Here is a 24703-nt window from a genome sequence, read left to right as displayed (position 1 = left end):
CAGCATGGACGGCTGACCGGCACCTCGCCGGGGCGTCCGTGTGCCTTCTTTCCGGCCTGCTTCTTCTTAGCCGCCCCTGAGGGCCGGCCGGGCTTTTGCCTGGGCGCTCAGGGGATGGTCACCGCACAGAAGACAGACCCGACGCCCAGAGCCGCAGAGCCGGGCAAGAAATCAAGAAGGCATATCCGATGACCACGACCGCAAACGCATCCGACCGCGTCGTCATCTTCGACACCACATTGCGCGACGGCGAGCAGTGCCCCGGCGCGAGCATGACGCTCGAGGAGAAGCTGGAAGTCGCCGAACTGCTGGAGGAGATGGGCGTCGATGTGATCGAGGCCGGTTTCCCCATCGCCAGCGTAGGCGATTTCGAAAGCGTGCAGGAAATCGCGCGCCGGGCCAAAAAGTCGATCATCGCCGGCCTGGCTCGCGCCATTCCGGGTGACATCGCCCGCGCCGGCGAGGCGGTGCGCGTGGCCCAGCGTGGCCGCATCCACACCTTCGTATCCACGTCGCCGATCCATCTGGAACACCAGATGCGCAAGTCGCAGGAGCAGGTGCTCGACATCATCGCGGCGACCGTGGCGCAGGCACGCAACCTCGTCGACGACGTGGAATGGTCCGCCATGGACGCCACCCGCACGCCGCTGGACTATCTGGCGCGCTGCGTGGAGGCGGCCATCAAGGCCGGCGCCACCACCATCAACCTGCCGGACACCGTGGGCTATGCGACGCCCGAGGAATACGGCCACATGTTCCGCACCATGATCGAGAAGGTGCCGAACGCCGACCGCGTGATCTTCTCCACGCATTGCCATGACGATCTGGGCCTGGCGGTCGCGAATTCGCTGGCAGGTGTCGCGAGCGGTGCCCGTCAGATCGAGTGCACCATCAACGGGCTGGGCGAACGTGCCGGCAATGCCGCGCTGGAAGAGGTGGTGATGGCGCTGCGGACCCGCGGCGACGTGCTGCCCTATGCGACCGGCGTCGAGGCCACGATGCTGACGCGTGCGTCGAAGCTGGTCTCGGCGGTGACTTCGTTCCCCGTGCAGTACAACAAGGCCATCGTGGGCCGGAACGCGTTTGCGCATGAGAGCGGCATCCATCAGGACGGCATGCTGAAGAACGCCACCACCTACGAGATCATGACGCCGGCCTCGGTGGGCGTGACCAAGACCTCGCTGGTGATGGGCAAGCATTCGGGACGCGCCGCCTTCCGCGACAAGCTGCGCGAGCTCGGCTACCAGCTGGGCGAGAACGCCTTCGAGGATGCCTTCAACGGGTTCAAGGCGCTCGCGGACCGCAAGAAGCATGTCTACGACGAGGACATCGAGGCACTGGTCGATCAGGAGATCGCGCTGGCCAGCGACCACATCAAGGTGCTGTCCATGACGGTGATCGCCGGCACGGTGGGCGCACAGTCCTGCACGATGACGCTGGACACCGACGGCCAGCACAGCACGGTGCAGGCCACCGGAAACGGCCCCGTCGATTCCATCTTCAACGCCATCCGCGAACTGGTGCCGCACGAGGCGGTGCTGGAGCTCTACCAGGTCCATGCCGTCACCGAAGGGACCGACGCACAGGCGGAAGTGTCTGTGCGGCTGACGGAGAACGGCAAGACCGTCACGGCGCGCGCGGCGGATCCCGACACGCTGGTGGCGTCGGCCCGCGCCTATGTGGCGGCGCTGAACAAGCTGATGGTGAAGCGCACCACGGTGGGCGCGCAGGTGATGAGCGCCTGATCGGAAAAGTTGGTGCGAGGGGCCATGGAGGTCCCTCGCTCAGACTGCCGATGCCTCTGCCATGCTGCGTGCGGGATCGGCCAGGAGCTCGCTCAGCTGCTCGGCGGGCATGGGCCTGCCGAGCAGGAAGCCCTGCAGTTCATCGCAATTGTCATCGCGCAGCACGCGCAACTGCTCGGCGGACTCCACGCCTTCCGCTGTCACGGACATGCCGAGCGCACGCCCCAGACTGAGGATCGCCTGGACGATCGACCGTGAATCCTCGCGATCTCCCAGGGGAGCGATGAAGCTCTTGTCGATCTTCAGCCTGTCGAACGGGAAATGCTGCAGGTAGCCCAGCGAAGAATAGCCGGTTCCGAAGTCGTCCATTGCCAGGCTGACGCCCAGTGCCTTGAGCGCCCGAAGCGACTTGATGGCGCTTTCGATGTTCTCGAGCAGGACACCTTCGGTCAGTTCCAGTTCGAGCCGGGACGCGGGCAGGCCGCTGGATGAGAGCGCCGCGCGGACCTGTTCGACCAGATCGCCGTTTCGGAACTGAACGGGAGAGACGTTCACGGAGACGACCAGATCCGGATAGCACGCGGCCGCCCGGCAGGCCTCCTGAAGCACCCAGTCGCCCAGAGGGATGATGAGGCCGGTCTCCTCGGCCAGCGGGATGAAGTCCCCAGGCGCGACGAGACCGTGGATTGGGTGCTGCCAGCGGACAAGTGCCTCGACCGCCATGACCTGCAAGGTCTCTGCGCGCAGCCGTGGCTGGAAGTGCAGGACGAACTCCTGCGAAGCCAAAGCGCGCCGCAGGTCGATCTCGAGAGCCCGGCGCTGGCGGATGAGGTCGTTCATCTCGGGCGAATAGAACTGGTGCGATCCCCGTCGGGTGGCTTTCGCCTGATACATCGCGATGTCGGCCATGCGGATCAGCTCTTCGGAGGTCTGCGCATCCGTCGGAGCCATCGCGATGCCTGCCGACATGCCGACACCGACATCGGTGCCGTCCAGGCGGATAGGCTGGGAGACGGCTTCTTTCAGGCGCTGGCAGAGCAGTTCCACCTCTGCTGGCGCCGTAACGCTGCGGAGCGCCACGACGAATTCGTCTCCGCCCACGCGAGCCACAAGATCCTTCTCCCGAACGGCGGACCGCAGGCGGTTCGCCACCTCGCCCAAGACGAGATCGCCGGCCAGATGGCCCATCGTGTCGTTGACCGGCTTGAACCGGTCGAGATCAAGGTAGATCAGCGCCAATGCCTGCCCCGATTCCCGACCGATGCTGCTGTCGAGAAAACGGCTCATCATGCTGCGGTTGGGCAGGCCGGTCACCGCGTCGTGCATTGCGAGGTGCTCGGCCTTGCGATGGGCGGCGGCGAGCTCCCTGGCGCCTTCCTCGATGGTCCGTGCAGTGCGCACCGCGTAGCGCAGGATGAGGAAGGCAAGCAGCCCCATCAGGACCGCCGCTGCGAGCACCCATGGAAGCACCTGGTCGATCAGGGCCTGCCCGGGGCGCTCGGCATCCCATTCGAGGGCAAGCCGAAGGGACCCGTCTTCGGAGGAGATGGCGATGCTTTCTTCCGGACGCAGGCCATCGGCAGGCACGCTGCGGAGGGCGGGCACGAAGTACTCGCCGGCCAGCCTTTCCAGACGTTCGGGCGTCAACCCGCTGGCGAGCACCAGCACGGATGTGGGGCCGGGGGCCCGCGCGACATCGTCCTGATCTCCGGGGGAGATCACGGCTGCCGCCGCAAGGACCGGATGGCCTCCCGCAGAGAGGAAGCCGGTCACGGGCACAGTCTCTGTGCCGGATTCACGGGCACGGGCGACAAGGGCCCTGATCCCGCCATCCAGCAAGCGCTCTGCCACGGCATTGGCGCTGAGTTTTCCTTCGACCACGGCATAGGCTGTGTCATCGGAGGGGCCGATCACCAGAAGGTGGTCGATCCCCAAATCAGGGAAGAGCGTGGATCCGATATTGCCCTCTTCATAGCTCCACTGCAGGTCAACCTGAGGGTGGAGGTGCCGGTAGGCGTCGGCCCACGCCGCATAGTCCTTCGCGGTGCGCTCCAGTGCCTCGCGCTGCCGACTGACCGCAGCTTCCGCGAATTCGGCCGTGCGCTGAAGCGAAGCCGTGTTCTGGGCATCAGCGATGCGGACAATCAGGAAGATCGTCAGGATAAAGCTGACAGCGATGATGCCGATGATGGCCGGGAGGGCCCGGCCAGCGAACCAGCTACTGAACGTCCGCAATCGCGATCCCCTGGGTGCCAATCGAAGGGTTATGGCACAAAGGTGAAGCACTGCTGAAAGTATCGGTCCGGGTGCCGGTCGCCTGCCGATGCAGCGGCGTCCCAGTCGGCGACTGGACAAGACTGGCGGCGGCCCGTTGAGGGCCGCCGTCCTTGATCGTTTCTTCTTCAAGTGGCCAGGCCAAGTTCCTTCAGCAGGCCGGCGATGCGCGTCTTCTCGGCTTCCATGAACGTCTTGAACTCGGCGGCCGGCATATGAAGGTTCTCCCAGCCACGCGTCCTGCAGGCGTCCGCCCATTGCTCGCTGCGTGCGACCTCACTCAGGATGCTGTCGAGGGCGGCCAGATCCGCGCCAGAGAGACCGGGAGCCGCTGCGAACCCGCGCCAATTGACCAGTTCCGCGTCGTAGCCCTGCTCCTTGAAGGTCGGCACGTCGATGCCGGCCAGCCGCTGCGGAGAGGAGATGCCGATGGCACGCAAGGCGCCGGACTTGATGTGGTCCGCGAACTCCGCGTAACCGCCGGTCGCCACCGTCACCTTCCCGGAGATGACGAAGGGCAACATCTCGCCGCCTGCGCCGACGACGATGTAGTTCATCTTCTTCACATCGCCCCCGCCGGCCTTGATGACCAGCGCGCTGACGAAATGATCCGGGCTGCCGATGCCGAACCCGCCCCAACTGACGGAGCCGGGATCGGCCTTGTACTTCGCCATTAGGTCGTCGAGCGTCTTGATGTCCGACTTCGCGGACACGACGAGCGGCTGATACTCGCCCTGGAGGCGGGCCGCCGGCGTGATCTGGTCGAGTGTGACCGGCGATTTGTTGAGCGTGATGGCGCCCACCATGCCAAGCCCGATGGTGAGCAGGCCGTTCGGCTTTTTCGCATTGACGAACTGGGCGAGACCCACCGTGCCGCCAGCGCCGGGCACGTTGATCACCTGCGCGTTCGAGATGAGCTTCCGCTCCTGCGCGATCTGCTGGACCGTGCGGGCGAGGGTGTCGTAGCCCCCGCCAGGACCCGCTGCGGCGATGATCTCAAGGGATTTCGGCTGTGCCCGAGACGGCCCGATACCGAGCGCGGCGGCTCCTCCGACGGCCACGAGCCCGAGACCCAGTTCACGGCGTGTCAGCTTCATCTTTCTTTCCTCCCAATTTTTGTCGGAGCTTACGTGACCCCTGTCCGCGATCAAGCGGGGCGTGAAAAGCGCAGCGCGCCGTCAAAGCCCTTGAAGAAAAAGCGATTCCGCCCAAAGATCGCAGGACAAGGACGCGCGGCTCTGGGCCGGAAGACGTCCGATGGGAGAGCAATCGATGCGTAAGATCCTTGCGGCCGCACTTGGCGCCGCATTCCTCGCCAGCCCAGCATTTGCCGATTATCCCGAGCGGGCGATCACCATGGTGGTGCCGTTCTCGGCAGGCGGGCCCACGGACACGGTGACCCGCCTCGTCGCGGAGAGCATGAGCAAGGAACTCGGCCAGCAGATCGTGGTCGACAATGTCGGCGGTGCCGGCGGAACGCTCGGCGCGGGCCGTGTCGCCAAGGCGGAACCGGATGGCTACACGCTGCTGCTGCACCACATCGGCATGGCCACCAGCGACACGCTCTACCGCAAGCTTGCCTACAAGACGCTGGAGAGCTTCGACTATGTGGGCCTCGTCACCGATGTGCCCATGGTCATCGTGGCGAGCCCCAAATTCGAGCCGAACGACCTCAAGGGCCTGATCGACTACGTCAAGGCCAACAAGGACAAGGTCACCTATGCCAATGCCGGCATCGGCGCCGCCTCGCATCTCTGCGGCATGCTCTTCATGAGCGCCATCAATACGCCGCTGACGACCGTGCCCTACAAGGGAACAGGACCGGCGCTGACGGACCTGATGGGCGGGCAGGTCGACTTCATGTGCGACCAGACGACCAACACGACGAACCAGATCAAGGAAAAGAAGATCAAGGCCTATGCCACCACGACGGCGCAGCCTTTGGCAGCGCTGCCGGGCGTGCCCACCGCGGGCGAAGCCGGCCTGCCGGACTTCACGGTCGGCATCTGGCACGGCATCTACGCGCCCAAGGGCACGCCGAAGCCCGCGCTCGACAAGCTGACCGCTGCTTTGCAGAAGGCGCTTCAGGACCCCAATGTGGTGGCTCGCTTCGCCTCGCTCGGCACCGTTCCGGTGACCAATGAGGAAGCCACACCCGCTGCACTCGAGAAGAAGCTGAAGGAAGAAGTCGCCCGCTGGAAGCCGGTCATCCAGCAGGCCGGACAGTTCGCGGACTAGGTTTGCGGCAAGCGCCGGCGTCGCCAAGACGCCGGCGGTTTTCTTTGGTGAGTGCGCGGGCTGCGGGGTTTCATGGTCGTCAATCGCAAGGATCTTCTGGCCGGGTTGATCTTCATCGGCCTGGGTGGCCTGTTCGCAATCGGTTCGCTGGACCTGCCGCTCGGCACAGCGTTCAGGATGGGGCCGGGTTACTTCCCGCTCGTTCTCAGCGTGGGACTTATGCTGATCGGGGCGATCCTCGCGGTGCGCGCCATCAACAAGGAATCCAGCCCGCTCGGCGGCGTGCCGTGGCGCGCCCTCATCTTCATCCTGCCTGCCACCATCATCTTCGGCTTCGGCGTGCGCGGGCTGGGGCTTGTCCCGGCGGTATTCATCGTCGCCTTCAGCTCCGCCTTCGCCAGCCGCCAGACCGGACCTGTCTTCGCCTTCATGCTGGCGGTGGGCCTGACCGTCTTCTGCTCGCTCGTCTTCGTGTACGCGCTTGGCCTTCCTATTCAGCTGTTCGGCCCCTGGGTGAGGTTCTAGGACCATGGACCTGCTCGCAAACCTGGCCCTCGGGCTGTCGACGGCGGCCCAGCCGGAGAACCTCCTCTACTGCTTCATCGGTGTCCTGCTCGGCACCCTCGTGGGTGTTCTTCCGGGCCTCGGCCCCACGGCCACGACCGCGATGCTGCTGCCCATCACCTTCACGCTGGCGCCGACGCCCGCGTTGATCATGCTGGCCGGCATCTATTACGGCGCCCAATATGGCGGCTCCACCACCGCCATCCTCATCAACATGCCGGGCGAGAGCTCGTCTGCGGTGACGTCCGTCGACGGCTACCAGATGGCGCGGCAGGGCAGGGCGGGACCTGCGCTTGCGGCGGCGGCCATCGGCTCGTTCTTCGCCGGCACGGTGGCGACCATCGCCATCGCCGTCTTCGCTCCGCCGCTGACGGAAGTCGCGCTGAGCTTCGGGCCTCCCGAATATTTCTCGCTTGTGGTGCTCGGCCTGATCTCGTCCATCGCGCTGGCGCATGGATCGGTGCTGAAGGCGCTGGCCATGATCGTGCTGGGCCTGATCCTCGGCCTGGTCGGCACGGACATCTATACGGGTGTACCGCGCTTCACGCTGGACCAGCTGGAACTCGCGGACGGCATCAACTTCGTGGCGGTCGCAGCCGGCGTGTTCGGCGTGGCCGAGATCCTGCGCAACATGGAGACGGAAAGCACGCGCGAGCCGATCATCGCCCGCGTGGAAGGGCTGATGCCCTCGCGCGAGGACATGCGCCGCATGGTGGCGCCCATCCTGCGCGGCACGGCCATCGGCTCCATTCTTGGCATCCTGCCGGGCGGCGGCGCGATCCTCGCCTCGTTTGCGGCCTACACCATCGAGAAGAAGGTCTCGCGCCATCCGGAGAAGTTCGGCAAGGGCGCCATCGAGGGCGTGGCTGCGCCCGAGAGCGCCAACAATGCAGGCGCTCAGACAAGCTTCATCCCCATGCTGACGCTGGGCATCCCGGCCAATCCCGTGATGGCGCTGATGATCGGCGCCATGATCATCCAGGGCATCGTTCCCGGCCCCAACGTGGCCCGCGAGCAGCCGGACCTGTTCTGGGGCCTCATCGCCTCCATGTGGATCGGTAACCTGATGCTGGTTATCCTGAACCTGCCGCTCATCGGCATCTGGGTGCGGCTGCTGAGGATACCGTATCGCGCGCTGTTTCCGGCCATCCTCGCCTTCGCCTCGATCGGGGTGTGGTCGGTGAACAGCAATCCGTTCGACCTCTACGCCATCGCCCTGTTCGGCTTTGTGGGATGGGTACTGCTGAAGCTCGACTGCGAACCGGCGCCTTTGCTGCTGGGCTTCGTGCTCGGGCCGCTGCTGGAGGAACATCTGCGCCGTGCGATGATCATCTCGCGGGGCGATCCGACGATCTTCATCAACTTTGCGGAACGCCCGATCAGCGCCACGCTGCTGGTGCTGGCGTTCATCGCGCTGGTGGTCGTTTTCCTGCCGAGCATCAGGAAGAAGCGCGACGAAGTGTTCGTCGAAGAGGAATAGCGCAGACGGGCGACGTCCTCTGCTGCAATCAAGGGGGCAGGGTGCGCACGGAAAAGCAGAAGATGCTGGCGGGTGAGCCGTACCGGCCGGGCGATTCCGAGATCCAGGCCGATCAGGCGGCGGCCAAGGCGTGGATGGTGGAGTACAACGCGTCGCTTGCGGCGTCGCCGGACGCGCGGCGTGCGCTGCTGTCACAGCGCTTCGGCAGCGTTGGAGAGGGCGCCGTGGTGCGCCCGCCCTTCCATTGCGACTTCGGCTACAACATCAGCCTCGGACGCGATGTCTTCCTGAACTTCAACTGCGTGATTCTCGACGTGATGGCGGTGAGCATCGGCGACGGGACCCAGATCGGCCCCGCCGTGCAGATCTATGCAGCCGATCATCCCCGCGACCCGGAGGAGCGTGCCGCCGGGCTGGAGTTCGGGCGGCCCGTTCATATCGGCCGCAATGCCTGGATCGGCGGCGGTGCCATCATCCTGCCCGGCGTGACGATCGGGGATGATGCCGTCGTAGGAGCAGGGGCCGTGGTGACGCGGGACGTGCCGCCGCGCACGACCGTGGTCGGCAATCCGGCCCGGCCTGTGAAAAAAACGTCATGAAGCTATGGACATAGAACGGGGGGTTTGGTACCCAACCGGCCCGCGGGGAGTTCATCTCCTGCAGGCGGGCGCATAGCTCAGTTGGTAGAGCAGCTGACTCTTAATCAGCGGGTCCTAGGTTCGAGCCCTAGTGCGCCCACCACCTCATTCTCCTGGAGAAACGGGGTGGCGGTAGACCAGAACATCAGACCGATTTTACACCCGGTTTTACAGCCTTTGTTCTCTGTCCCTCCCGTTCCAGCGTCATCATGGCGCTCGCCGCGAGTTGGAAATCTGGAGCGGTGGCGGCGGGTGTCAGCGCATATCCAACTGAACTCGTCCGCTTGAGCACAGTCGAGATCGCTCGTCCGACAACATCGCCGTCCTCAGCACTCCATCTTCTCTGGCGCCCGAAGGCTCAGGCCTTTTCAGCCCCGGATCCCGACGAAGGTGCATTCTCTGTCTCGCGGCCAGCGAATGCATCCCGATGCAGCGTCCGGTACGGTCCGAACGGCAAAACGGCGTCGTTCAACGACCTGCGGGCGATGTCGGCGATGCCTGACATCGGCTTCTTCAGCCGCAGGATAGAGACGTGGGGAGACTCATCTTCGAGCCTCTTCAGCCTTTGAGCATCGCTGCGTGTTGGCGCGCTATTCCCCTCAAGCAGCACCGCTGTGGCCGTCTTGCCATCCCAGAACAACGCATCGACACGCACGAATTCGGCTCCGCCGGACCTGTCTCCACTCAACCCAATATAGGCATTTGGCAGTGGCAGCAGCGCCGAGAAGGCGAAATCTCGGTGTGTTGGGAAGCCAAGGCTGATTGGAAGCCCGGCCTTGGAGATGCGCGATTCAAGCTCGCCCCTGAGGTGCTCGATCTCAGCTTCGACCACATCGAGATAGTGGCTCAGAAATGCGCGGATCGCGAGCGAGAAGACCGACACCCGGTTGTGCAGCCGTTCACGACAATAGTGGAGAAGGGCCTCCGTACCAGACAGGCCGCTCACAACATCAGCTGGCAGGTTCATCCAGCCATGGCTGTTGAGCCGCAGCGCCGGTGAACCGTGGATCATGCTGAACGACATCGGCGTCAAAGGCGATGTACCAGGATCGGCGGCACGCAACCGAGCAAGCGCCGCCCCAGGGTCTTCGACGATCCCATACACCACGTGGAGCACTGCGCCCGAGCCGGCCGACATCGAGATGCCTAGATGTCCGCTTCTAGAGTGTACAGTCCGCCGGCCCAGCGGTCGCCTGAGTAGATCACGCCGCGGTCGTCGACATAGATCTCGTTCATCTGAGCTGTCGGGACCCGTGATCCCGCGGGCCCGGGCGGAATGAAGCAGGCTATCTCCTCGGGTCGGTAGGGGTTCTTGATGTCGAAGATCCGGATCCCTGCGTTGAAGAAGCAACCGAAGATAATCTCTTCGCTGCGGAACGAGGGGCCTGGCCGGTTCTCGTGAATGTTGTGGGAACCGAAACGTCCACCTTTGTGACCGAACTCTTCGACCGGTGGCATCGGGAACGTCGCGATCGGAACAAGATTTGTCTCTACGCGGGCGTCGATCATCCAAGTCAACTTCGGCCAGTCTTCCGCGTCGTCCTGCACGCATTCATCCGTCACCACCAGAAGGCCACGTTCGAGCAGGGGCATCACGGTGTGTGTGAAGCCGGGGTAAGGCGGGTGCGGGTTCCATGAGCTGACGACACGCGGGTCTGACTTGTCTGAGATGTCGAGGACGAAAGCGCCTCCGTCGATATAGCCGATGTAGGCGCGGTCCGGGCGTTCCGGATAAACGTTTGCGTTGTGGAGGCGGAAGGCGTCGGGCCCGCGGAGATTCTCCATGGGTTGCGGCCGAACCCGTGCGGGGGGAGGGGCTACATCGCCCTTCCGTGTTCCGGGATACCACCAGCGTCCGACTTCGTGCGGCCGCGTCGGATCGCGCACGTCGATGATCTGGTAGAACTGATCGTCACGCGGGTGGCGGGGCATGAAATCTGCCGAGCCGCTGGATGCATGGATGTATTCACCGTCCACGAACCATAGGCAGTGCACTCCCCGCGAGTGCGGGCCGGAGGTGTCGTAGAACGAGATCGAGCGAGGGGTCTCCGGCGTGGATATATCGAAGATCTCGATCCCCGCAGGCTGCTGTCCCGGCACCGACACCTGATAGGCGACTGCCATCAGGTTGCCGCACACTTCGAGCGAGTTCGAACGCATGTTGTTGTGCGGCAGCTCGGTCTGGCAGATCACCTTCGGTGTGCGCGGATCGCTGACGTCGACCGCGGAGAAATTCTTCGGCGGCCCCTCATGAGCGATCCACAGGATTCGCCGGCTATCGCCCGCGATCTGCATGCTCATGCCTTCACCGATGGCGCCGAAGCCGCGGAGGGTGTCTTGCGACAGCAGGGTCATTCTGTTCGAGACTGCGCCTTGCACGAGCATTCCTTCCCGAGTGAGGCTTCCATATAAATTCAGCTTTCATGGCGACGCAATTTATAAATTATGTTTGACAGGTGGATTGTACGGAGCGGATAGTTCGGGGGCTGAGACGTGCCATCAGAGTGCGCCGGCAAGGAAACGCTTGGAGAACTCATCATGCGCGTGTTGAAGCTCGCACTTGCGGGGGCGTGCGCCCTCGTTTCGGCTCTCGTTCCTGCCGCGGCTCAGACGGCGGCCGATTGGCCGAAGCACCCCATCGAATTCGTTTGTGCGACCAATGCGGGCTCCGGCGCGGCGAACTGGTGTCTGCTCATGGCCGAGCTCGCGGGCGCCGAACTGGGAAAGCCCGTCGAAGTTCTCTTCAAGGCGGGCGGCGCTGGCAATGAAGGGGCTTCATACGTCGATGAGCGGCCCGCCGATGGCTACACTTGGCTTCAGCGCAACACGAGCTATGCCGGCTATATGAGCTTGCCGACGTTCCGCCCGAACCCCATGAACTTCGAGGTCGTGGCCGACATCGAGAAGTTTCTGTTTGTCGTCGCTGTCCCGGCAAGCAGCAAGTACAAGACTTTCGAGGATCTGATCGCCGACATGAAGGCCCGGCCCGGGCAGGTCACCGTAGCGGCCAACAAGCCGGGCTCCGCGCACCATCTTCACCTTGACAAGCTGTTCCGCGCATTCGGCGTGAAGTGGAGCTACGTGCCCTATGATGGCGCGGGCGATGCAATGAAGGACACCTTGGGCGGCCATGTGGATGCCGCCATCGGACCTCCCGGCATCTGGCAGCCGCATGTCGACGCCGGCAAGGCGCGTTACCTGCTTCTCATCAACGAGGAGCGGCTGAACCAGAAGGGGCTGGCGGACATCCGTGTCCCCTCAGAACTGGGCGTCAATTACCCGATCACACACCAACTCCAGGGCGTCTTTCTGAAGAAGGGAACCCCACCGGACGTCGAGGCAAAAATCGTCGAAGCCTTGAAGCGTGCGGTCGAGACGCCTCGCTACAAGGACTATCTAGCAAAGAACAGCCACGTCATCCCGTCGTTCAATGCGGATAAGGCCGCAGCGACGGCGGCCTTCCATGAAGAGCGCAAGACGATGGGCGATACGCTGCGTGCAGCCGGCCTGCTGAAGTAATAACCGGGCCGCGCGTGCGCGGCCCCTTACCTCAGGGGAAGGTGCAACATGACGTCGTCGCGACAGAAGTCCTTCATCAACATCGGGCTGTACGGGTTCTTCATTCTGGTGGCCGGCTTCGGTTACCTCCAGACCAACGGCTTCCCGCAGCCGCTGCTTCCCGGTTATCCCGGCTCGGCTATGTTCCCACGTCTGGCGCTGACCCTCATGGGTGTCTTCGCCGCCGCAGGCATCGCGCTGGAACTCCTGCGGCTCTCGCGCTCAGCTGCTGCTGAGCCTCAGGCGCCTGTGCCTCTCGCACCGGATGAGGATGCCGAGGAGCCGACATCCGCGCGGGACTTCCTCATTGTCCTGGCCATGCTGGCATCCTTCGTTGCCGTCATGCAGTGGGTCGGCATGGAGGTCGGCGTTCTGCTCTTCGTGGCGGCGATGGTGTACTTCGTTACTCGCCGGGCGCTAACGTCAATACTGTCCGGAGTCGCTGCAGTAGCTGTTGTGTATGTCATATTCTGTCAGCTGTTGTCGGTGTTCATGCCGCTCACCTTTCTGCCTCGCTACCTGAACTGGTGACCGCTGATGTTCGATGCCTTTCAGCAATTCATGCCGGCGCTGTTCCTCGTCGGCGATCCGCTCAACATCGTGCTTATCGTCCTGGGCGTGTTCATCGGAACCGCCTTCGGCATCCTTCCGGGATTTGGAGGATCGCAGGCGCTGGCGCTCATGTTCCCGTTCACGTTCTTCATGGAACCGGCGAGCGCGATCATGTTCATGCTCAGCATCTATTCCGGTGCGGAGTATGGCGGCTCCATTCCTGCCATCCTGATCAAGACGCCGGGTACCAGCGCCGCCATCATGACGCTCCTCGACGGTTCGCCGATGGCGCGCAAGGGTCGCCCGCGCCGCGCCTTGCAGATCTCGAATGTTTCGGGAGTGATCGGCGGCTTGCTGTCCAGCGTGATCTTCATTTTCTCGGCCAGCGGCCTTGCCTGGGTCGGTCTTCAGTTCGGCCCGTCGGAACTGTTCGCCGTTGGCATTGTGGGGCTTACCATCGTCGGCGGGTTTGTCGGCGGTGAGCCGATCAAGGCGTTCATCGGGTGTACCCTGGGCCTTCTGCTTTCTACGGTGGGGGACTCCACGTTCGGTGGAACTCGGCTCACCTTCGATTTTCCCTTTCTCTACGATGGCGTTCCTCTGATCGTCATGATCATGGCTTTTCTCGCTGCGCCTGAAGGCTTTCGTCTGATGCTTGCAGCATTGTCTGGCGGCCGCGGCTACGGCGCGCCGAACCAGCCCCAAGGCACACTGATCGCATCGAGCGCGGAGGACGGCTTTGGCTTTCGCGACTTCATCAAGATCCTGCCAGCCTCGATCCGCGGTGGCCTGATCGGGACCGCCATTGGCGCCTTGCCTGGCCCCGGCCCAACTGTCGCTGCGGTCGTCGCCTACAATGAGGAAAAGCGCTGGTCCAAGGACCGAGACAGGTTCGGCCAGGGTGTCGATGACGCCATTGCTGCACCTGAATCCTCCAACAACGCCGTGGTCGCTGGCGCCATGGTCCCGGCTCTTGCGCTCGGCGTCCCGGGCACCGGAGCAATCGCCATCCTGCTTGGGGTTCTCGTCAGCAAGGGGATCGTTCCCGGTCCCACCCTGTTCAGCGAGGGTGGCCCGCTGGTGATGTCCGTGTTCCTCGGCCTGGTAGCGTGCAACATCGCGCTTCTCCTGGTCGGCTGGTTCGGCATTCGGTTCTTCGTTCCGATCGCCTATGTGCCGGCCAAGCTGCTTGCGCCGTTCATCTTCGTGCTGCTCGTCGTTGGCGCGTATGCCTACGACAACTCCGTCACGCATGTGGTGATGTTCCTGGTCATAGGCGTGTTCGCCTATGTTCTGGAGAAGATCGGTGTCTCGCCGCTGCCCGTCATTCTTGGGTTCGTGATGGGGCCGATCATCGAAACCAATCTCGGGCGTGCCCTGATCATCAATCGTGGAGACATCGTCGCGGCGCTCAGCCACCCCATCGCGGCCGGTCTGCTATTGCTGGCACTTGCGATCATCGTCGGGTCTACCGTGTCCATGGTCAGAAAAAAGGCCTGATCACCATGGCCCAGACCCAACGACCCGATGCTGTGACACCGGTCTTCCTGCTCACGGGGTTCCTGGGGAGCGGCAAGACGAGCCTGATCCGTCGGCTGATGGAAAGCCCGCATCTGACGGATACGGCGCTGGTCATCAACGAGTTCGGAGAGGTCGGGCTCGACCAGCTTTTCGTCCAGTCCGCGGTCGAGAACACGCTCCTGCTTGAGAATGGATGCGTGTGCTGCAGCATCCGCGGCGATCTCGTCGATACGATCACCGATCTGTTTGCCCGGGCCGCGAACGGGGAGATACCGGCTTTCTCTCGCGTCATAGTGGAAACGACCGGGCTGGCCGACCCCCAGCCTATCATCGCGGCTTTGCAAACAATCCGGTCCTCGCGGCCGGTGGTGTTGGGGAAGGTCATCGTCACGGTCGACGGAGTGCTGGGTGCGCAGCAACTCGGCTCGGCGGATGAGGCTGTGGCGCAGGTTGTCCAGGCCGATGTCTGCCTAGTAACGAAGGCCGAACTCAGCAATCCGAACGCAATCAACGCGCTTGTCGGCGAACTGCACGCACTCAATCCGAACGCGGCGGTTGAAGTGCTGCGCGCCGGATCCTTCGATCCAGATCTGTTGCTGGCCCCGTCGGGTTCCCGGCTGGCGGCACCTTCGACATATCGTCTCGCTCCCCGCCGGGTGCGCGGCTCCCAAGTCGTGCGTCATCGCTCGGTCGAGAGTTGGTCCGAGGAGATCGAGGAGCCGATCATGTGGAGCCGCTTCAGGGACTGGCTTGACCTTCTCTACTCCCTGCGCGCCTCCCACCTGCTTCGTATGAAAGCGGTCCTCAACCTCGTTGGGCACCGCATTCCTCATGCAATCCATGGCGTCGGACCCCTTGTCGGCGCACTTGAGCCATTTGGGGACTGGGGTGATGACACGGCCACATCGAGGATTGTCGTGATCACGAAGGGCATGGATGCTGAGATCATCCGCCAATCCTTCCGGGCGCTGGTGCTGCCGGGCAGGGCGCAGAGCGAACGATCGGCCGATCATGGCGGAGTTGGATCGTCATGACCCTGAAGAACTTGTCCGTGACGGATTGGCCCGCGAGGGGGCTCGCATCGGAGGCAGGGCGGCCAGCATCCCTTGCTGCGCAGGCTTATGATCAGCTCTACGGAGACATCATCGCCGGCGTTCTCGAACCAGGCGGCAAGCTGCTCGCCTCGGATCTGCAGGCCAACTACGGCATCGGTCTTAGCCCGCTGCGAGACGCGCTGAACAGATTATGCGCCGACGGACTGGTGGAGAAGCGTGAACAGAAGGGCTTCTTCGTTTCGAAACTGGACGAAGCAGAGCTTCTGGAAATCACCAATCTGCGTCTTGTTCTCGAAGAGACGGCTCTTCGCTTGGCAATCTTTCAGGGAGACGCCGAGTGGGAAGAGAGGATCGTTCTCGCTTTCTATCGCCTCTCCAAGGCTGCGTCGGCAGGGACGGCCACCGATTTCGTGCTGACACCGGCCTGGTCGATCGCCCATCAGGAGTTTCACTTCGCGCTGCTGAGCGCGTGTGGAAACGAGTGGCTGATCGGCCTCTGCCGCAAGCTCTATGATCAATTGACACGGTACCGCGCGCGGCGTCGCAGATTGTCTGCGACGCAGCCCCCGTTGAGGGACAAGCTTGTGCATGAGCACAAGGACATCCTCGATGCGTGCCTCGCGAGGAAGGCGGACGATGCCGCTCAGCTGCTCGTCGAGCATTATCGGCGTTCGTTCGAAGTGGTGGCGAACACCAGTTTCGATCTCCTCGACAATCCACGGCGTCTCGTTCCCGTTGCTGCCAGCGGTCCTGAGCGTGCAGGCGAACCAGGATTGGAGAAGCCGTCTTCTTCGAAGCCGCGCGCCCGGAAGGCGAAGCCAAAGCCGAGGTCGGCATGACGCAGATGCCGGATGCGGTAGCACTTCCGCAGCATGGGTCGCACGTGAAGTGGCTGGTGCTCGCGTCCGGCGTCGCGGCACAGGCAGCCATGTCCTCTCTGCACCATGGCTTGCCGGCAATAGGCCCTTATCTTCGCTCGGAGCTTTCGCTGTCCCTTACGGAAGTCGGTCTCGTTCTCGCCGCCTCCAATTGGGGAACGATGATGATGCTCGTCCTGTGGGGCGTGCTGACGGATCGCTTCGGCGAACGCCTGGTCACCGTTCTCGGGCTTGGCAGTGCAGGTTGTGTGATGCTCGTCGCCGCGCAGACCGACGCACCGGTCGACATCGCGATCCTGCTCTTCCTGGCAGGAGGTCTCAGCTCATCCGCGATCGCAGCGTCGGGACGCTCCGCGATGGCGTGGTTCGGGCGAAATGAACGCGGTCTCGCGCTTGGAATCCGCCAAATGGCCGTGACGCTTGGGGGAGGCATCGCTGCTGTGGCACTGCCTCTCGCCGCCGTGCGGTGGGGCATTGGTGGCGCGCTGTCGTGCCTCGGAGGGGCGTTCTTCGCCGGAGGCCTTATCGCCCTTGCTGGGCTGCTTCCTCCCCGTCGAACGCTGGCGGAGCCACGGCTCCATGGCTTGCCGGCACCCACCCGGGATTGGCCGATGTGGCGCTTGTCGATGTGTACGGGCCTGTTCGCCTGCGGCCAGATCGCGCTGGCTTCCTTCCTGGTCATCTTCCTGAATGAGCAGCGCGGCTTCACGCCGCTGGGTGCCGCATCGGTTCTGGCCGGCGTGCAGATCGCAGGGGGCGCCGCCCGCATTTTGTCCGGCCATATATCGGATCGCAGCGGCCTTCGCATCCCTCAGATGCGGCTGCAGGGCATCGCGCTCGCGGTGATGCTGGTCTTAAGCGCGCTGCTGGTCGATGCCTCTGCGGTTTTGATCGTGGTGGTCGTGGTGGCGGCCGGCGTGATCTCGGTCAGCTGGAATGGGCTCGCCTTCACAGCCGCGGCTGAGATGGCGGGCTACTCCAAAGCGGGGTTCGCTCTTGGCCTGCAGGGTACCGTGATGCGCGTGGTCAGCGCGGGCGCCGGCGTGGCCTTCGGTGCGGTCGTGGCAGGCACGTCCTGGTCGCTGGCTTTCGCCTGTCTCGCTTTGTTTCCACTGGCGGGCGCTCTGCTCTTGTCCCCACTCATCGCTGAGGAGAAGCGCCGGTCCACGGCTCAAGCCGCGTGATCGGCAGCCCCCAGCACACTGGAGGAATCCTGGATGTTCAGCTCAATCAACCCGGCCGACGGCCAGCAGATCGCAAGCTATGAGCCGCACGGCGAGGCCGAGGTGGGCCGGGTGCTGGACGAGGCGGTCGCGGCGCAGGCCAAGTGGCGTGCGGAGCCGATGGAACAGCGATGCGCGGCACTGACGCGCGTCGGAGCAGCGCTCCGCGAGGGTCGCGATAAATTCGCGCATCTCATCAGCACCGAGATGGGCAAGCCGCTGGCCGAAGCCCGGGCAGAGATTGAGAAGTCCGCATGGTGCTGCAATTTCTACGCAGAAAATGCGCAGCGTTTTCTCGCCGACGAGACGGTCGAGGCGAGCGCCGCCGACAGCCGGATCGTCTACGATCCGCTCGGGGTCGTGCTCGCCATCATGCCCTGGAACTACCCTTATTGGCAGTTCTTCCGCTTCTTCGCGCCGGCCATCGCTGCGGGCAACGGCGTCGTTCTCAAGCACGCGTCGAACGTGTCGGGATGCGCGCTCGCGATCGAGCAACTGGTACACGGTGCCGGCGTTCCGTCCGCGTTATCCCGTTCTCTTCTCATCGAGTCGAAGCGTGTCGCCGGTCTGATCGCGGATCGCCGGATTGCGGCTGTGACGCTGACGGGCTCCACCGCCGTTGGCCAGTTGGTCGCTGCCGAGGCCGGTCGCCACATCAAGAAGCAAGTTCTGGAGCTTGGAGGCACCGACCCCTTCATCGTGCTTGCAGACGCAGACATCGCGCGTGCTGCAGAGTTCGCGGCTAGGTCGCGCTTTCAGAACGCTGGCCAAAGCTGCATCGCGGCGAAGCGCTTCATTGTCGAGCATTCGGTGGCGGATGAATTCGTCGAGCGGCTTACCGGCCACGCTCGGGCGCTGAAGCTCGGGGATCCGCTCGAGGATGGCACGCAGATGGGGCCGATCGCGCGAGAGGATCTGCGCGATGAGCTTCATGCCCAGGTTGAGCGCTCCATCTCGGAGGGAGCGAAGCTGGTCCTGGGCGGCGGTCCGCTTGCGGGCCCGGGAGCCTTCTACCAACCGACCATCCTGGATCACGTCACCACCGACATGGCGGCCTGTCGCGAAGAGATCTTCGGTCCCGTCGCACCTGTGATCCGGGTCGCCAACGTGGACGACGCCATCGCGCTTGCCAACGACACCGACTACGGGCTGGCCGCAGCCTTGTGGACTAGCGATATCGAGCGCGCCAACGGCCTCGCTCGACGGATCGAAGCCGGAGCCGTCTTCATCAACGGCATGTCCGCCTCAGACGTCCGGTTGCCCTTCGGCGGCATCAAGAAATCGGGCTACGGCCGCGAGCTCGGCGTCTACGGCATCCGCGAATTCACAAACATCAAGACCGTCTGCGTCGGTGCGCCGCCCGCACGTTCGGAATGACGGCAAAAGCTAGGGAGACAGGTTATGGCAGAAGAACTCAAGGGCGCGATCCTGCGCCCCGATGAAATTCGGCCGGCTGATCGAGGCAACGGCGCGAAGACCATTCCGCTCGTACACCCAGGGCTCGGCGCTAAGAGCCTGATCAACGGCATCACGATCTTCGCGCCAGGCGCCAAGATACCGTTCCACCTGCACAATTGCGAAGAGAGCGTGATGGTGCTCTCGGGCGATGCGATCGCCGTGATCGATGGAACCGAACATCGGCTAAAGGCCATGGACACGACCTGGATCCCGGCGAATGCGCCGCATCGTTTCATCAACGCCTCGGACACCGAGGAGATGCGCATCTTCTGGACCTACGCCGATGTGGCGGCGACCCGCACGAATGTGGAAACCGGCGAGACGCGGGCCGTGGCTGCCGAGCATGAGAAGAGGCTTTGATGCCGGCTCCCCTGCCTGCCGACGCCGAGCCGTCCCGCAGCCATTCCGCCGCCTCCATGCGTGCGTTCATTGCACGCGCGCTCACGGCTGTCGGGCTGTGCGAGCCAGATGCGGAAAATGTCGCCGAACTGATGGTGGAGGCTGACGTGACGGGTGCGGATGCACACGGCATCTTCCGGCTGCCGCAGTATGTCTCGCGCATCAAGGCGGGCGGCATCAATGTCCAACCCGATATTCAGGTCACCCGCACAGCCGCTGCAACGGCCCTGGTCGACGGCGACAACGGGATGGGACATCTGGTCATGCGCCGTGCCGCGCACACCGCAATTGAACTTGCTCGGGAAAGCGGCATCGGGTGGGTCGGGACGCGCTTTTCCAATCATGCCGGGCCTGCGGCGATCTATGCGTCCATGCCTGTGGAGCATGGGATGATCGGCGTGTACTCGGCCGTGGCGAGCGCCAATCACATGGCGATCTGGGGCGGCACAGACCTCCTTCTCGGCACCAATCCACTGGCGATCGGCGTGCCGGGCGGCCCGTCGGGGCCGATCATCCTCGATATGGCGACGACGGTGGTCTCCTACGGCACGATCAAAAAGCACGCATTGCTAGGAAAGCCGCTGCCGGAGGGTTGGATGGTCAGCCGAACAACCGGCGAGCCGATCACAGATCCCGCTCAAAGCAGCGAAGGCATCTTGCTGCCGATCGGCGGCTACAAAGGCAGCGGCCTTGCCCTGATGCTCAGCTTCCTGGCTGGCACGCTGAACGGCGCCTCGATCGGAAAGGACGTCGTCGATTTCAATGCGGACAACAGGACCGTCACCAATACGGGTCAGTGCATCCTGGCAATCGATATCAGCCGCTTCATTCCGCTCGAAACCTTCGAGAATGAAGTCTCCCGGCATGTCGCAGACCTGAAGTCCGGCGATACGCTTCCCGGTTTCGGCACGATCCGTCTACCGGGCGAGCAGCGCGCGGAACGCCGCAGCAAAAGGCAGGCTGAAGGCGTCACCATTCCAACGGCTTTGTTGACGAAGCTCGACTTGCTCGCGGACGAACTTGGAATATCCAGCCTCGGTGCAATCTAGCGGGGCGTGCCGAGCAGCGCATCATGATCTTCTCGAAGCTGCTCTGCAAAACGATGAAAGGCAGAGCCGGCTTCGGCTTGTAGGCGCGATCCGACCGGGGGAATTCCGGCGACTTGCCGACGCCAACAGTGGACGCGCCGTCTCTTGGTGACTGTCGCTGCGGAGCGAGGTCATATTCTTTCGCCGCTGAAGTCAGCGCTGCGCATGGCAGGCTTCCAACCGGCCTGACGCCAAAAACAATGAATAGGCCGCCACACATCAACGAGCGGCGAGGGGGAGACTATGAACGCTGACATCAAATCCGCTGAGGAGTTCAAGGCCCATCATCCCAACCTTCTTGAGCCCGTGCTCATCGAGGAGGCAATCCGCAGAGGAGAGGCACAGTTCGCTGCGGGCGGCGCGTTGGCTGCCGACACCGGCGTGCATACGGGAAGAAGTCCGAAGGACAAGTTCACCGTCCGTGACGCCAGCACCGAAGCCGACGTGTGGTGGGGCAACAATGCCGCGCTGACACCCGAACAATTCGGCATGATCCGCGCCGATTTTGTCGATCACGCGCAGCGCCTGGAATTGTTCTCCCAAGACCTATTCGCAGGAGCGGATCCGGCGAACCAGCTGAAGGTCCGGGTGTTCACGGAGTATGCCTGGCATGCCCTCTTCATCCGGACCATGCTGCGCCGCCCGGAGCCGGCGGAGCTCGTGGATTTCGTGCCGGATCTCACAATCGTCGATCTGCCGAGTTTCCGCGCAGACCCGGCCAGGCACGGCGTGCGTGGCGAGACGATTATTGCGGTCGACTTCACCGCCGGATTGGTTCTCATCGGCAATTCTTCCTACGCCGGCGAGATGAAGAAGTCGGTGTTCACAACGTTGAACTACCTGCTCCCGCCGCGTGGCATCATGCCGATGCACTGTTCTGCCAATGTGGGGCCGGACGGAGATGCCGCCATCTTCTTCGGCCTCTCCGGCACCGGCAAGACCACGCTCTCTGCCGACCCCACGCGCATTCTGTTGGGTGACGACGAGCACGGCTGGAGCGATGACGGCATCTTCAATTTCGAGGGTGGATGCTATGCCAAAACGATCAACCTCTCTGCCGAGGCGGAGCCGGAGATCCATGCGACGACGCGACGTTTCGGCACCGTGCTGGAGAACGTGGCGCTCGATCCTGCCACCCGTGAGCCCGACTTCGACGACGTCTCCAAGACGGAGAACGGCCGCTGCGCATATCCGATCGACTTCATCCCCAATGCCAGCGCCAGCGGGCGGGCAGGGCATCCTCGAAACGTGGTGATGCTGACGGCGGATGCGTTCGGCGTGATGCCGCCCATCGCCCGCCTCACGCCGGCCCAGGCGGTCTACCACTTCCTGTCGGGCTACACCGCCAAGGTTGCAGGAACGGAGAAGGGGGTGACCGAGCCACAGGCCACGTTCTCGACCTGCTTCGGCGCACCGTTCATGCCGCGTCATCCTTCTGAATACGGCGCCTTGTTGCGGAGCAAGATCGAGGCACATGGCTCGGAGTGCTGGCTAGTCAACACCGGCTGGACGGGAGGCGCCTACGGCACGGGCAAGCGCATGCCGATCAACGCAACCCGCGCCCTGCTGACGGCCGCGCTTAACGGCTCCTTGCGGCACGTGACCTTCCGAACTGACCCTCACTTCGGTTTCGCGGTTCCGACGGAAGTACCCGGCGTCGACACCGCGCTTCTCGATCCCCGTCAGACCTGGGCGGACCGTGACAGCTACGACCGGGCGGCCGAACGCCTCGTGACAATGTTCTCCGACAACTTCCGAGCCTTTGAGGAGCACGTCGGCGAGGATGTCCTTGCTGTTGCGCCTAAAGCTGGCCCGCGCGGCTGATCGTTCCAAGCCGAGCGTTCTCGCCGGGACCCGCCTCGGATCGACCTTGATCCACGCCTTCGGCGGCTGCTGAGCCCAGTTCCGGAGGCGTGCTCATCCGCGAAGGTGATCTCGCAGGTCCAGCGCCAGTTCGGCCGCTTTGGGATGCTGCCGCATCACAGCTGCGTCAGCCGGCGAAACGTAGAGGCAACCCCGTGACTGAGCCACCGTCAGTGGCAGCTACATTCCTATCATGGACGAAGACGGTCGTCGGACCGCACGCGTCAGGGCTTCTTCCCCTCGAGCGCTTGGCCTCTCGTCGCGAAAGAGCCTTCTGAATGGAAGGCGGCACCGAGAGTTGTAAGCAACCATCGGAACGACGGCGGCCTCCTTGCGGCTGAGAATTCGCAGGCGAACGCTAATCCGACAGCTTCGCCCAGAACACGCTACTGGTTGTCTGATCCTGCAGCTGATCGGCTTGACTACGTAGACGAACCAATCATTATCATGTCCATTATTGGTTAAACCAAAAGCTCCTTCGGGAGGCTTGGAACGCGCAAGAGACCACCACGCAACCAAGCCCATCGGGAAACCTCAATAAGCTTCCTGAGTGGGTCGCGGGGCACCTTCAAAGCTGGAGACTGAACAAAAAAGCCAGGCGGCAAACCGCCGGCGCTCAGGGAGGTAAACATGACCGATCGGCCTTTCACCCGCCGTGGTTTCATCTTGTCCGGCGGTGCCGCCGCAGCGGCACTTTGCACGCCATCGATCGTGCGGGCGCAGAAGGCGTTCCCGTCCGAGAACATCCAGGTTCTGGTGCCAACGGGTGAGGGTGGCGGCGTCGATCAGGCGGCCCGCGCATTCACCCGCGTGTGGGCAAAGCATCTCGGCGCCAATTTCGAGTATTCCTACTTTCCCGGCGCCTCCGGACAAGTCGGCTACGAGGTGTTCGTCGGCAAGAGGGAGCCGACGGGCTACAATTTGCTGTTCGGCAATATCGGCCCTGAGATGATCATGTATGCGACACAGAACGTGCGCTACAAATATCCTGAAGACATCATGTATTTCGGCTCGATCGACGTCGACGACAGCGTCATCTGGGTTCCCACCAACAGCAAGTTCAAGACGATCAACGACCTCGTGGAAGAGGGGAAGAAGCGTCAGATCACGCTGTCCACCAGCCGCTTGCCTCATCCCTCGACAATCGGGGCATTGGCGCTTGCCGACGCGGCGGGGATCAAGATCCGGATGATCCCCTATGGCGGGGGTGGTCCCGCCCGCGCCGCCGCTCTCACGGGCGAGGTGGATGGCTGCGCGACCTTCCTGTCGTCCTCGCTTGGACTTTCCGAGCAGGCGCGCTTCCTGACCGTGTTCAACGACACCAACCGTGCGCCGGAATTGACCGACAACGCCCCACCCGTGAACCAGGCGCTTGGCACCAAGATACCTGCGATGTCTGGCCAGCGCGCCTGGGCGATCCATCGCAAGGCGGCGGAACAGCATCCGGACCGCCTCGAGAAGCTGATCACTTCGATGAAAGAGGTGTTCGTCGATCCCGAATACAAGACAGTCGCCGAGAAAGCCGGCACGCCCTGGGAGTTCATCCAGTTTGGCGATGCCGCCGCATGCGATGCATCCGCCAAGGCGTTCGCCGCACTGGCCGCGCAGTACAAGCCGCTGCTCTCGGCCGGCAAGTGAGCGCGCACCTTGAGCCGGAGGTCACCTCCGGCGAAGCTGCCCCGCGAAACGCGACGGGGGGCGACTGGATCATCCCCGTCATCGCGGCGGGGTTCGCCACCTACTACCTGTTCTCGATCCGCGATCTGGTCTGGGAAGCCAAGATCGCGGCGGTGTTCGTCGCGGTCGTGCTCTACGCCTTGATCGCGGTGTTCGTCGTCACGGTGGTTGTGGGGCTGCGGCGCGGCGCGCTACGGGTGGATTTCACCCCATTGTGGGAGAACGCCGCACTGTTCCGCGTCCGGGGGCTGCTGTTCCTGCTCGCGGTGCTGTCGGTGGCGGCATTGCCCTGGGCCGGCTTTACGCTCAGCACGTTCTTCTTCCTGCTGGCATCCTTCCTGTGGCTGGAGAAGATGAGCCCCCGAATGGCGTTGATCACCGCAGCATCGCTCGCTTTCGGCGGCTATGTGCTCTTCATCGCCATCCTCCGCACCACCTTTCCGCTTGGACCGTTCGAGCTCGCGGCGCGCGCTCTGACCGGCCTTTAGGGAC

The 24703-nt window shown here is 63.6% G+C and carries 21 protein-coding genes and 1 tRNA gene; 18 read left to right on the top strand and 4 right to left on the bottom strand.

The genetic code is table 11. The annotated features are described in order from the left end of the window. The first annotated feature begins 188 nt into the window (after window positions 1-188). The gene (locus SCD90_RS05695; RefSeq protein ID WP_319843661.1) at window positions 189-1745 is read left to right on the top strand and encodes a 2-isopropylmalate synthase; all 1557 of its coding nucleotides are present in this window, start codon (window positions 189-191) and stop codon (window positions 1743-1745) included. A gap of 39 nt (window positions 1746-1784) precedes the next feature. Here the strand turns inward: SCD90_RS05695 and SCD90_RS05690 are convergent, their stop codons facing one another. Both SCD90_RS05690 and SCD90_RS05685 read right to left on the bottom strand, forming a co-directional pair. After that, window positions 1785-3980, bottom strand: a complete 2196-nt coding sequence (locus SCD90_RS05690; protein ID WP_319843660.1) for a putative bifunctional diguanylate cyclase/phosphodiesterase — start codon at window positions 3978-3980, stop codon at window positions 1785-1787. Between the two features lie 167 nt (window positions 3981-4147). Further along, window positions 4148-5116, bottom strand: a complete 969-nt coding sequence (locus SCD90_RS05685; protein WP_319843659.1) for a Bug family tripartite tricarboxylate transporter substrate binding protein — start codon at window positions 5114-5116, stop codon at window positions 4148-4150. A gap of 175 nt (window positions 5117-5291) precedes the next feature. Here SCD90_RS05685 and SCD90_RS05680 point away from each other — a divergent pair, with 175 nt between their 5' ends. From SCD90_RS05680 to SCD90_RS05660, 5 genes are all read left to right on the top strand, one after another. Next, window positions 5292-6257 carry a tripartite tricarboxylate transporter substrate binding protein BugD gene (locus SCD90_RS05680; protein ID WP_319843658.1) on the top strand — a complete coding sequence of 322 codons (966 nt, stop codon included), beginning with the start codon at window positions 5292-5294 and terminating at the stop codon, window positions 6255-6257. 72 nt (window positions 6258-6329) lie between these two features. Further along, entirely contained in the window at window positions 6330-6782 is a 453-nt protein-coding gene (locus SCD90_RS05675) for a tripartite tricarboxylate transporter TctB family protein (RefSeq protein WP_319843657.1), read from the top strand. A gap of 4 nt (window positions 6783-6786) precedes the next feature. Then, entirely contained in the window at window positions 6787-8301 is a 1515-nt protein-coding gene (locus SCD90_RS05670) for a tripartite tricarboxylate transporter permease (protein WP_319843656.1), read from the top strand. Window positions 8302-8363: 62 nt separating this feature from the next. After that, on the top strand, window positions 8364-8900 hold the full coding sequence (locus tag SCD90_RS05665; RefSeq protein WP_319843844.1) for a sugar O-acetyltransferase: 537 nt from the start codon (window positions 8364-8366) through the stop codon (window positions 8898-8900). A 66-nt stretch (window positions 8901-8966) separates the two neighbouring features. After that, window positions 8967-9042 (top strand) — tRNA-Lys (locus tag SCD90_RS05660). Between the two features lie 255 nt (window positions 9043-9297). Here the strand turns inward: SCD90_RS05660 and SCD90_RS05655 are convergent. Further along, the gene (locus SCD90_RS05655) at window positions 9298-10077 is read right to left on the bottom strand and encodes a hypothetical protein (RefSeq protein ID WP_319843655.1); all 780 of its coding nucleotides are present in this window, start codon (window positions 10075-10077) and stop codon (window positions 9298-9300) included. Window positions 10078-10085: 8 nt separating this feature from the next. Then, window positions 10086-11294, bottom strand: coding sequence for an LVIVD repeat-containing protein (locus SCD90_RS05650; RefSeq protein WP_319843654.1), 1209 nt, complete (start codon window positions 11292-11294; stop codon window positions 10086-10088). Between the two features lie 183 nt (window positions 11295-11477). Between SCD90_RS05650 and SCD90_RS05645 the strand changes: the two genes are divergently transcribed. From SCD90_RS05645 to SCD90_RS05590, 12 genes are all read left to right on the top strand, one after another. Further along, window positions 11478-12458, top strand: coding sequence for a Bug family tripartite tricarboxylate transporter substrate binding protein (locus SCD90_RS05645; protein ID WP_319843653.1), 981 nt, complete (start codon window positions 11478-11480; stop codon window positions 12456-12458). A 48-nt stretch (window positions 12459-12506) separates the two neighbouring features. After that, window positions 12507-13028: a tripartite tricarboxylate transporter TctB family protein gene (locus tag SCD90_RS05640; protein ID WP_319843652.1), complete on the top strand. Its 522-nt coding sequence runs from the start codon at window positions 12507-12509 to the stop codon at window positions 13026-13028. Between the two features lie 6 nt (window positions 13029-13034). Next, complete coding sequence (locus tag SCD90_RS05635; protein ID WP_319843651.1) at window positions 13035-14549, top strand: tripartite tricarboxylate transporter permease; 1515 nt, start codon at window positions 13035-13037, stop codon at window positions 14547-14549. 5 nt (window positions 14550-14554) lie between these two features. Then, window positions 14555-15604 (top strand): CobW family GTP-binding protein, encoded by a 1050-nt coding sequence (locus tag SCD90_RS05630; RefSeq protein WP_319843650.1) that lies wholly within the window; start codon window positions 14555-14557, stop codon window positions 15602-15604. Next, window positions 15601-16464 carry a GntR family transcriptional regulator gene (locus tag SCD90_RS05625; protein WP_319843649.1) on the top strand — a complete coding sequence of 288 codons (864 nt, stop codon included), beginning with the start codon at window positions 15601-15603 and terminating at the stop codon, window positions 16462-16464. The genes SCD90_RS05630 and SCD90_RS05625 overlap by 4 nt, the downstream gene beginning before the upstream one ends. Beyond that, window positions 16461-17687, top strand: coding sequence for an MFS transporter (locus SCD90_RS05620; protein WP_319843648.1), 1227 nt, complete (start codon window positions 16461-16463; stop codon window positions 17685-17687). The genes SCD90_RS05625 and SCD90_RS05620 overlap by 4 nt, the downstream gene beginning before the upstream one ends. 33 nt (window positions 17688-17720) lie before the next feature. Then, window positions 17721-19103 (top strand): NAD-dependent succinate-semialdehyde dehydrogenase, encoded by a 1383-nt coding sequence (locus tag SCD90_RS05615; RefSeq protein ID WP_319843647.1) that lies wholly within the window; start codon window positions 17721-17723, stop codon window positions 19101-19103. Window positions 19104-19127: 24 nt separating this feature from the next. Then, window positions 19128-19544, top strand: a complete 417-nt coding sequence (locus SCD90_RS05610) for a cupin domain-containing protein (RefSeq protein WP_319843646.1) — start codon at window positions 19128-19130, stop codon at window positions 19542-19544. Further along, window positions 19544-20632, top strand: coding sequence for an Ldh family oxidoreductase (locus tag SCD90_RS05605; protein ID WP_319843645.1), 1089 nt, complete (start codon window positions 19544-19546; stop codon window positions 20630-20632). The genes SCD90_RS05610 and SCD90_RS05605 overlap by 1 nt, the downstream gene beginning before the upstream one ends. A 282-nt stretch (window positions 20633-20914) precedes the next feature. Beyond that, window positions 20915-22495, top strand: coding sequence for a phosphoenolpyruvate carboxykinase (locus SCD90_RS05600; RefSeq protein ID WP_319843644.1), 1581 nt, complete (start codon window positions 20915-20917; stop codon window positions 22493-22495). Between the two features lie 669 nt (window positions 22496-23164). Next, the gene (locus tag SCD90_RS05595; protein WP_319843643.1) at window positions 23165-24172 is read left to right on the top strand and encodes a tripartite tricarboxylate transporter substrate-binding protein; all 1008 of its coding nucleotides are present in this window, start codon (window positions 23165-23167) and stop codon (window positions 24170-24172) included. Then, window positions 24169-24699 (top strand): hypothetical protein, encoded by a 531-nt coding sequence (locus SCD90_RS05590; protein ID WP_319843642.1) that lies wholly within the window; start codon window positions 24169-24171, stop codon window positions 24697-24699. The genes SCD90_RS05595 and SCD90_RS05590 overlap by 4 nt, the downstream gene beginning before the upstream one ends. The last annotated feature ends 4 nt before the right edge of the window (window positions 24700-24703 follow it).

The sequence above is a fragment of the Terrihabitans rhizophilus genome (assembly GCF_033898525.1).
In the GTDB taxonomy this organism is placed as follows: domain Bacteria; phylum Pseudomonadota; class Alphaproteobacteria; order Rhizobiales; family Methylopilaceae; genus Flaviflagellibacter; species Flaviflagellibacter rhizophilus.
Note: the sequence above shows the minus strand (reverse complement) of the source record. Positions and strands in the feature narration are given on the sequence as shown.

Bases quoted from the DNA above. Each gene is read 5' to 3' on its own strand.
- SCD90_RS05610 (WP_319843646.1), top strand. From the start codon at position 19,128: ATGGCAGAAGAACTCAAGGGCGCGATCCTGCGCCCCGATGAAATTCGG.
- SCD90_RS05655 (WP_319843655.1), bottom strand. From the start codon at position 10,077: ATGTCGGCCGGCTCGGGCGCAGTGCTCCACGTGGTGTATGGGATCGTC.
- SCD90_RS05665 (WP_319843844.1), top strand. From the start codon at position 8,364: ATGCTGGCGGGTGAGCCGTACCGGCCGGGCGATTCCGAGATCCAGGCC.
- SCD90_RS05650 (WP_319843654.1), bottom strand. From the start codon at position 11,294: ATGACCCTGCTGTCGCAAGACACCCTCCGCGGCTTCGGCGCCATCGGT.
- SCD90_RS05600 (WP_319843644.1), top strand. From the start codon at position 20,915: ATGAACGCTGACATCAAATCCGCTGAGGAGTTCAAGGCCCATCATCCC.
- SCD90_RS05640 (WP_319843652.1), top strand. From the start codon at position 12,507: ATGACGTCGTCGCGACAGAAGTCCTTCATCAACATCGGGCTGTACGGG.
- SCD90_RS05695 (WP_319843661.1), top strand. From the start codon at position 189: ATGACCACGACCGCAAACGCATCCGACCGCGTCGTCATCTTCGACACC.
- SCD90_RS05625 (WP_319843649.1), top strand. From the start codon at position 15,601: ATGACCCTGAAGAACTTGTCCGTGACGGATTGGCCCGCGAGGGGGCTC.
- SCD90_RS05685 (WP_319843659.1), bottom strand. From the start codon at position 5,116: ATGAAGCTGACACGCCGTGAACTGGGTCTCGGGCTCGTGGCCGTCGGA.
- SCD90_RS05670 (WP_319843656.1), top strand. From the start codon at position 6,787: ATGGACCTGCTCGCAAACCTGGCCCTCGGGCTGTCGACGGCGGCCCAG.
- SCD90_RS05605 (WP_319843645.1), top strand. From the start codon at position 19,544: ATGCCGGCTCCCCTGCCTGCCGACGCCGAGCCGTCCCGCAGCCATTCC.
- SCD90_RS05595 (WP_319843643.1), top strand. From the start codon at position 23,165: ATGACCGATCGGCCTTTCACCCGCCGTGGTTTCATCTTGTCCGGCGGT.
- SCD90_RS05630 (WP_319843650.1), top strand. From the start codon at position 14,555: ATGGCCCAGACCCAACGACCCGATGCTGTGACACCGGTCTTCCTGCTC.
- SCD90_RS05645 (WP_319843653.1), top strand. From the start codon at position 11,478: ATGCGCGTGTTGAAGCTCGCACTTGCGGGGGCGTGCGCCCTCGTTTCG.
- SCD90_RS05680 (WP_319843658.1), top strand. From the start codon at position 5,292: ATGCGTAAGATCCTTGCGGCCGCACTTGGCGCCGCATTCCTCGCCAGC.
- SCD90_RS05615 (WP_319843647.1), top strand. From the start codon at position 17,721: ATGTTCAGCTCAATCAACCCGGCCGACGGCCAGCAGATCGCAAGCTAT.
- SCD90_RS05620 (WP_319843648.1), top strand. From the start codon at position 16,461: ATGACGCAGATGCCGGATGCGGTAGCACTTCCGCAGCATGGGTCGCAC.
- SCD90_RS05675 (WP_319843657.1), top strand. From the start codon at position 6,330: ATGGTCGTCAATCGCAAGGATCTTCTGGCCGGGTTGATCTTCATCGGC.
- SCD90_RS05635 (WP_319843651.1), top strand. From the start codon at position 13,035: ATGTTCGATGCCTTTCAGCAATTCATGCCGGCGCTGTTCCTCGTCGGC.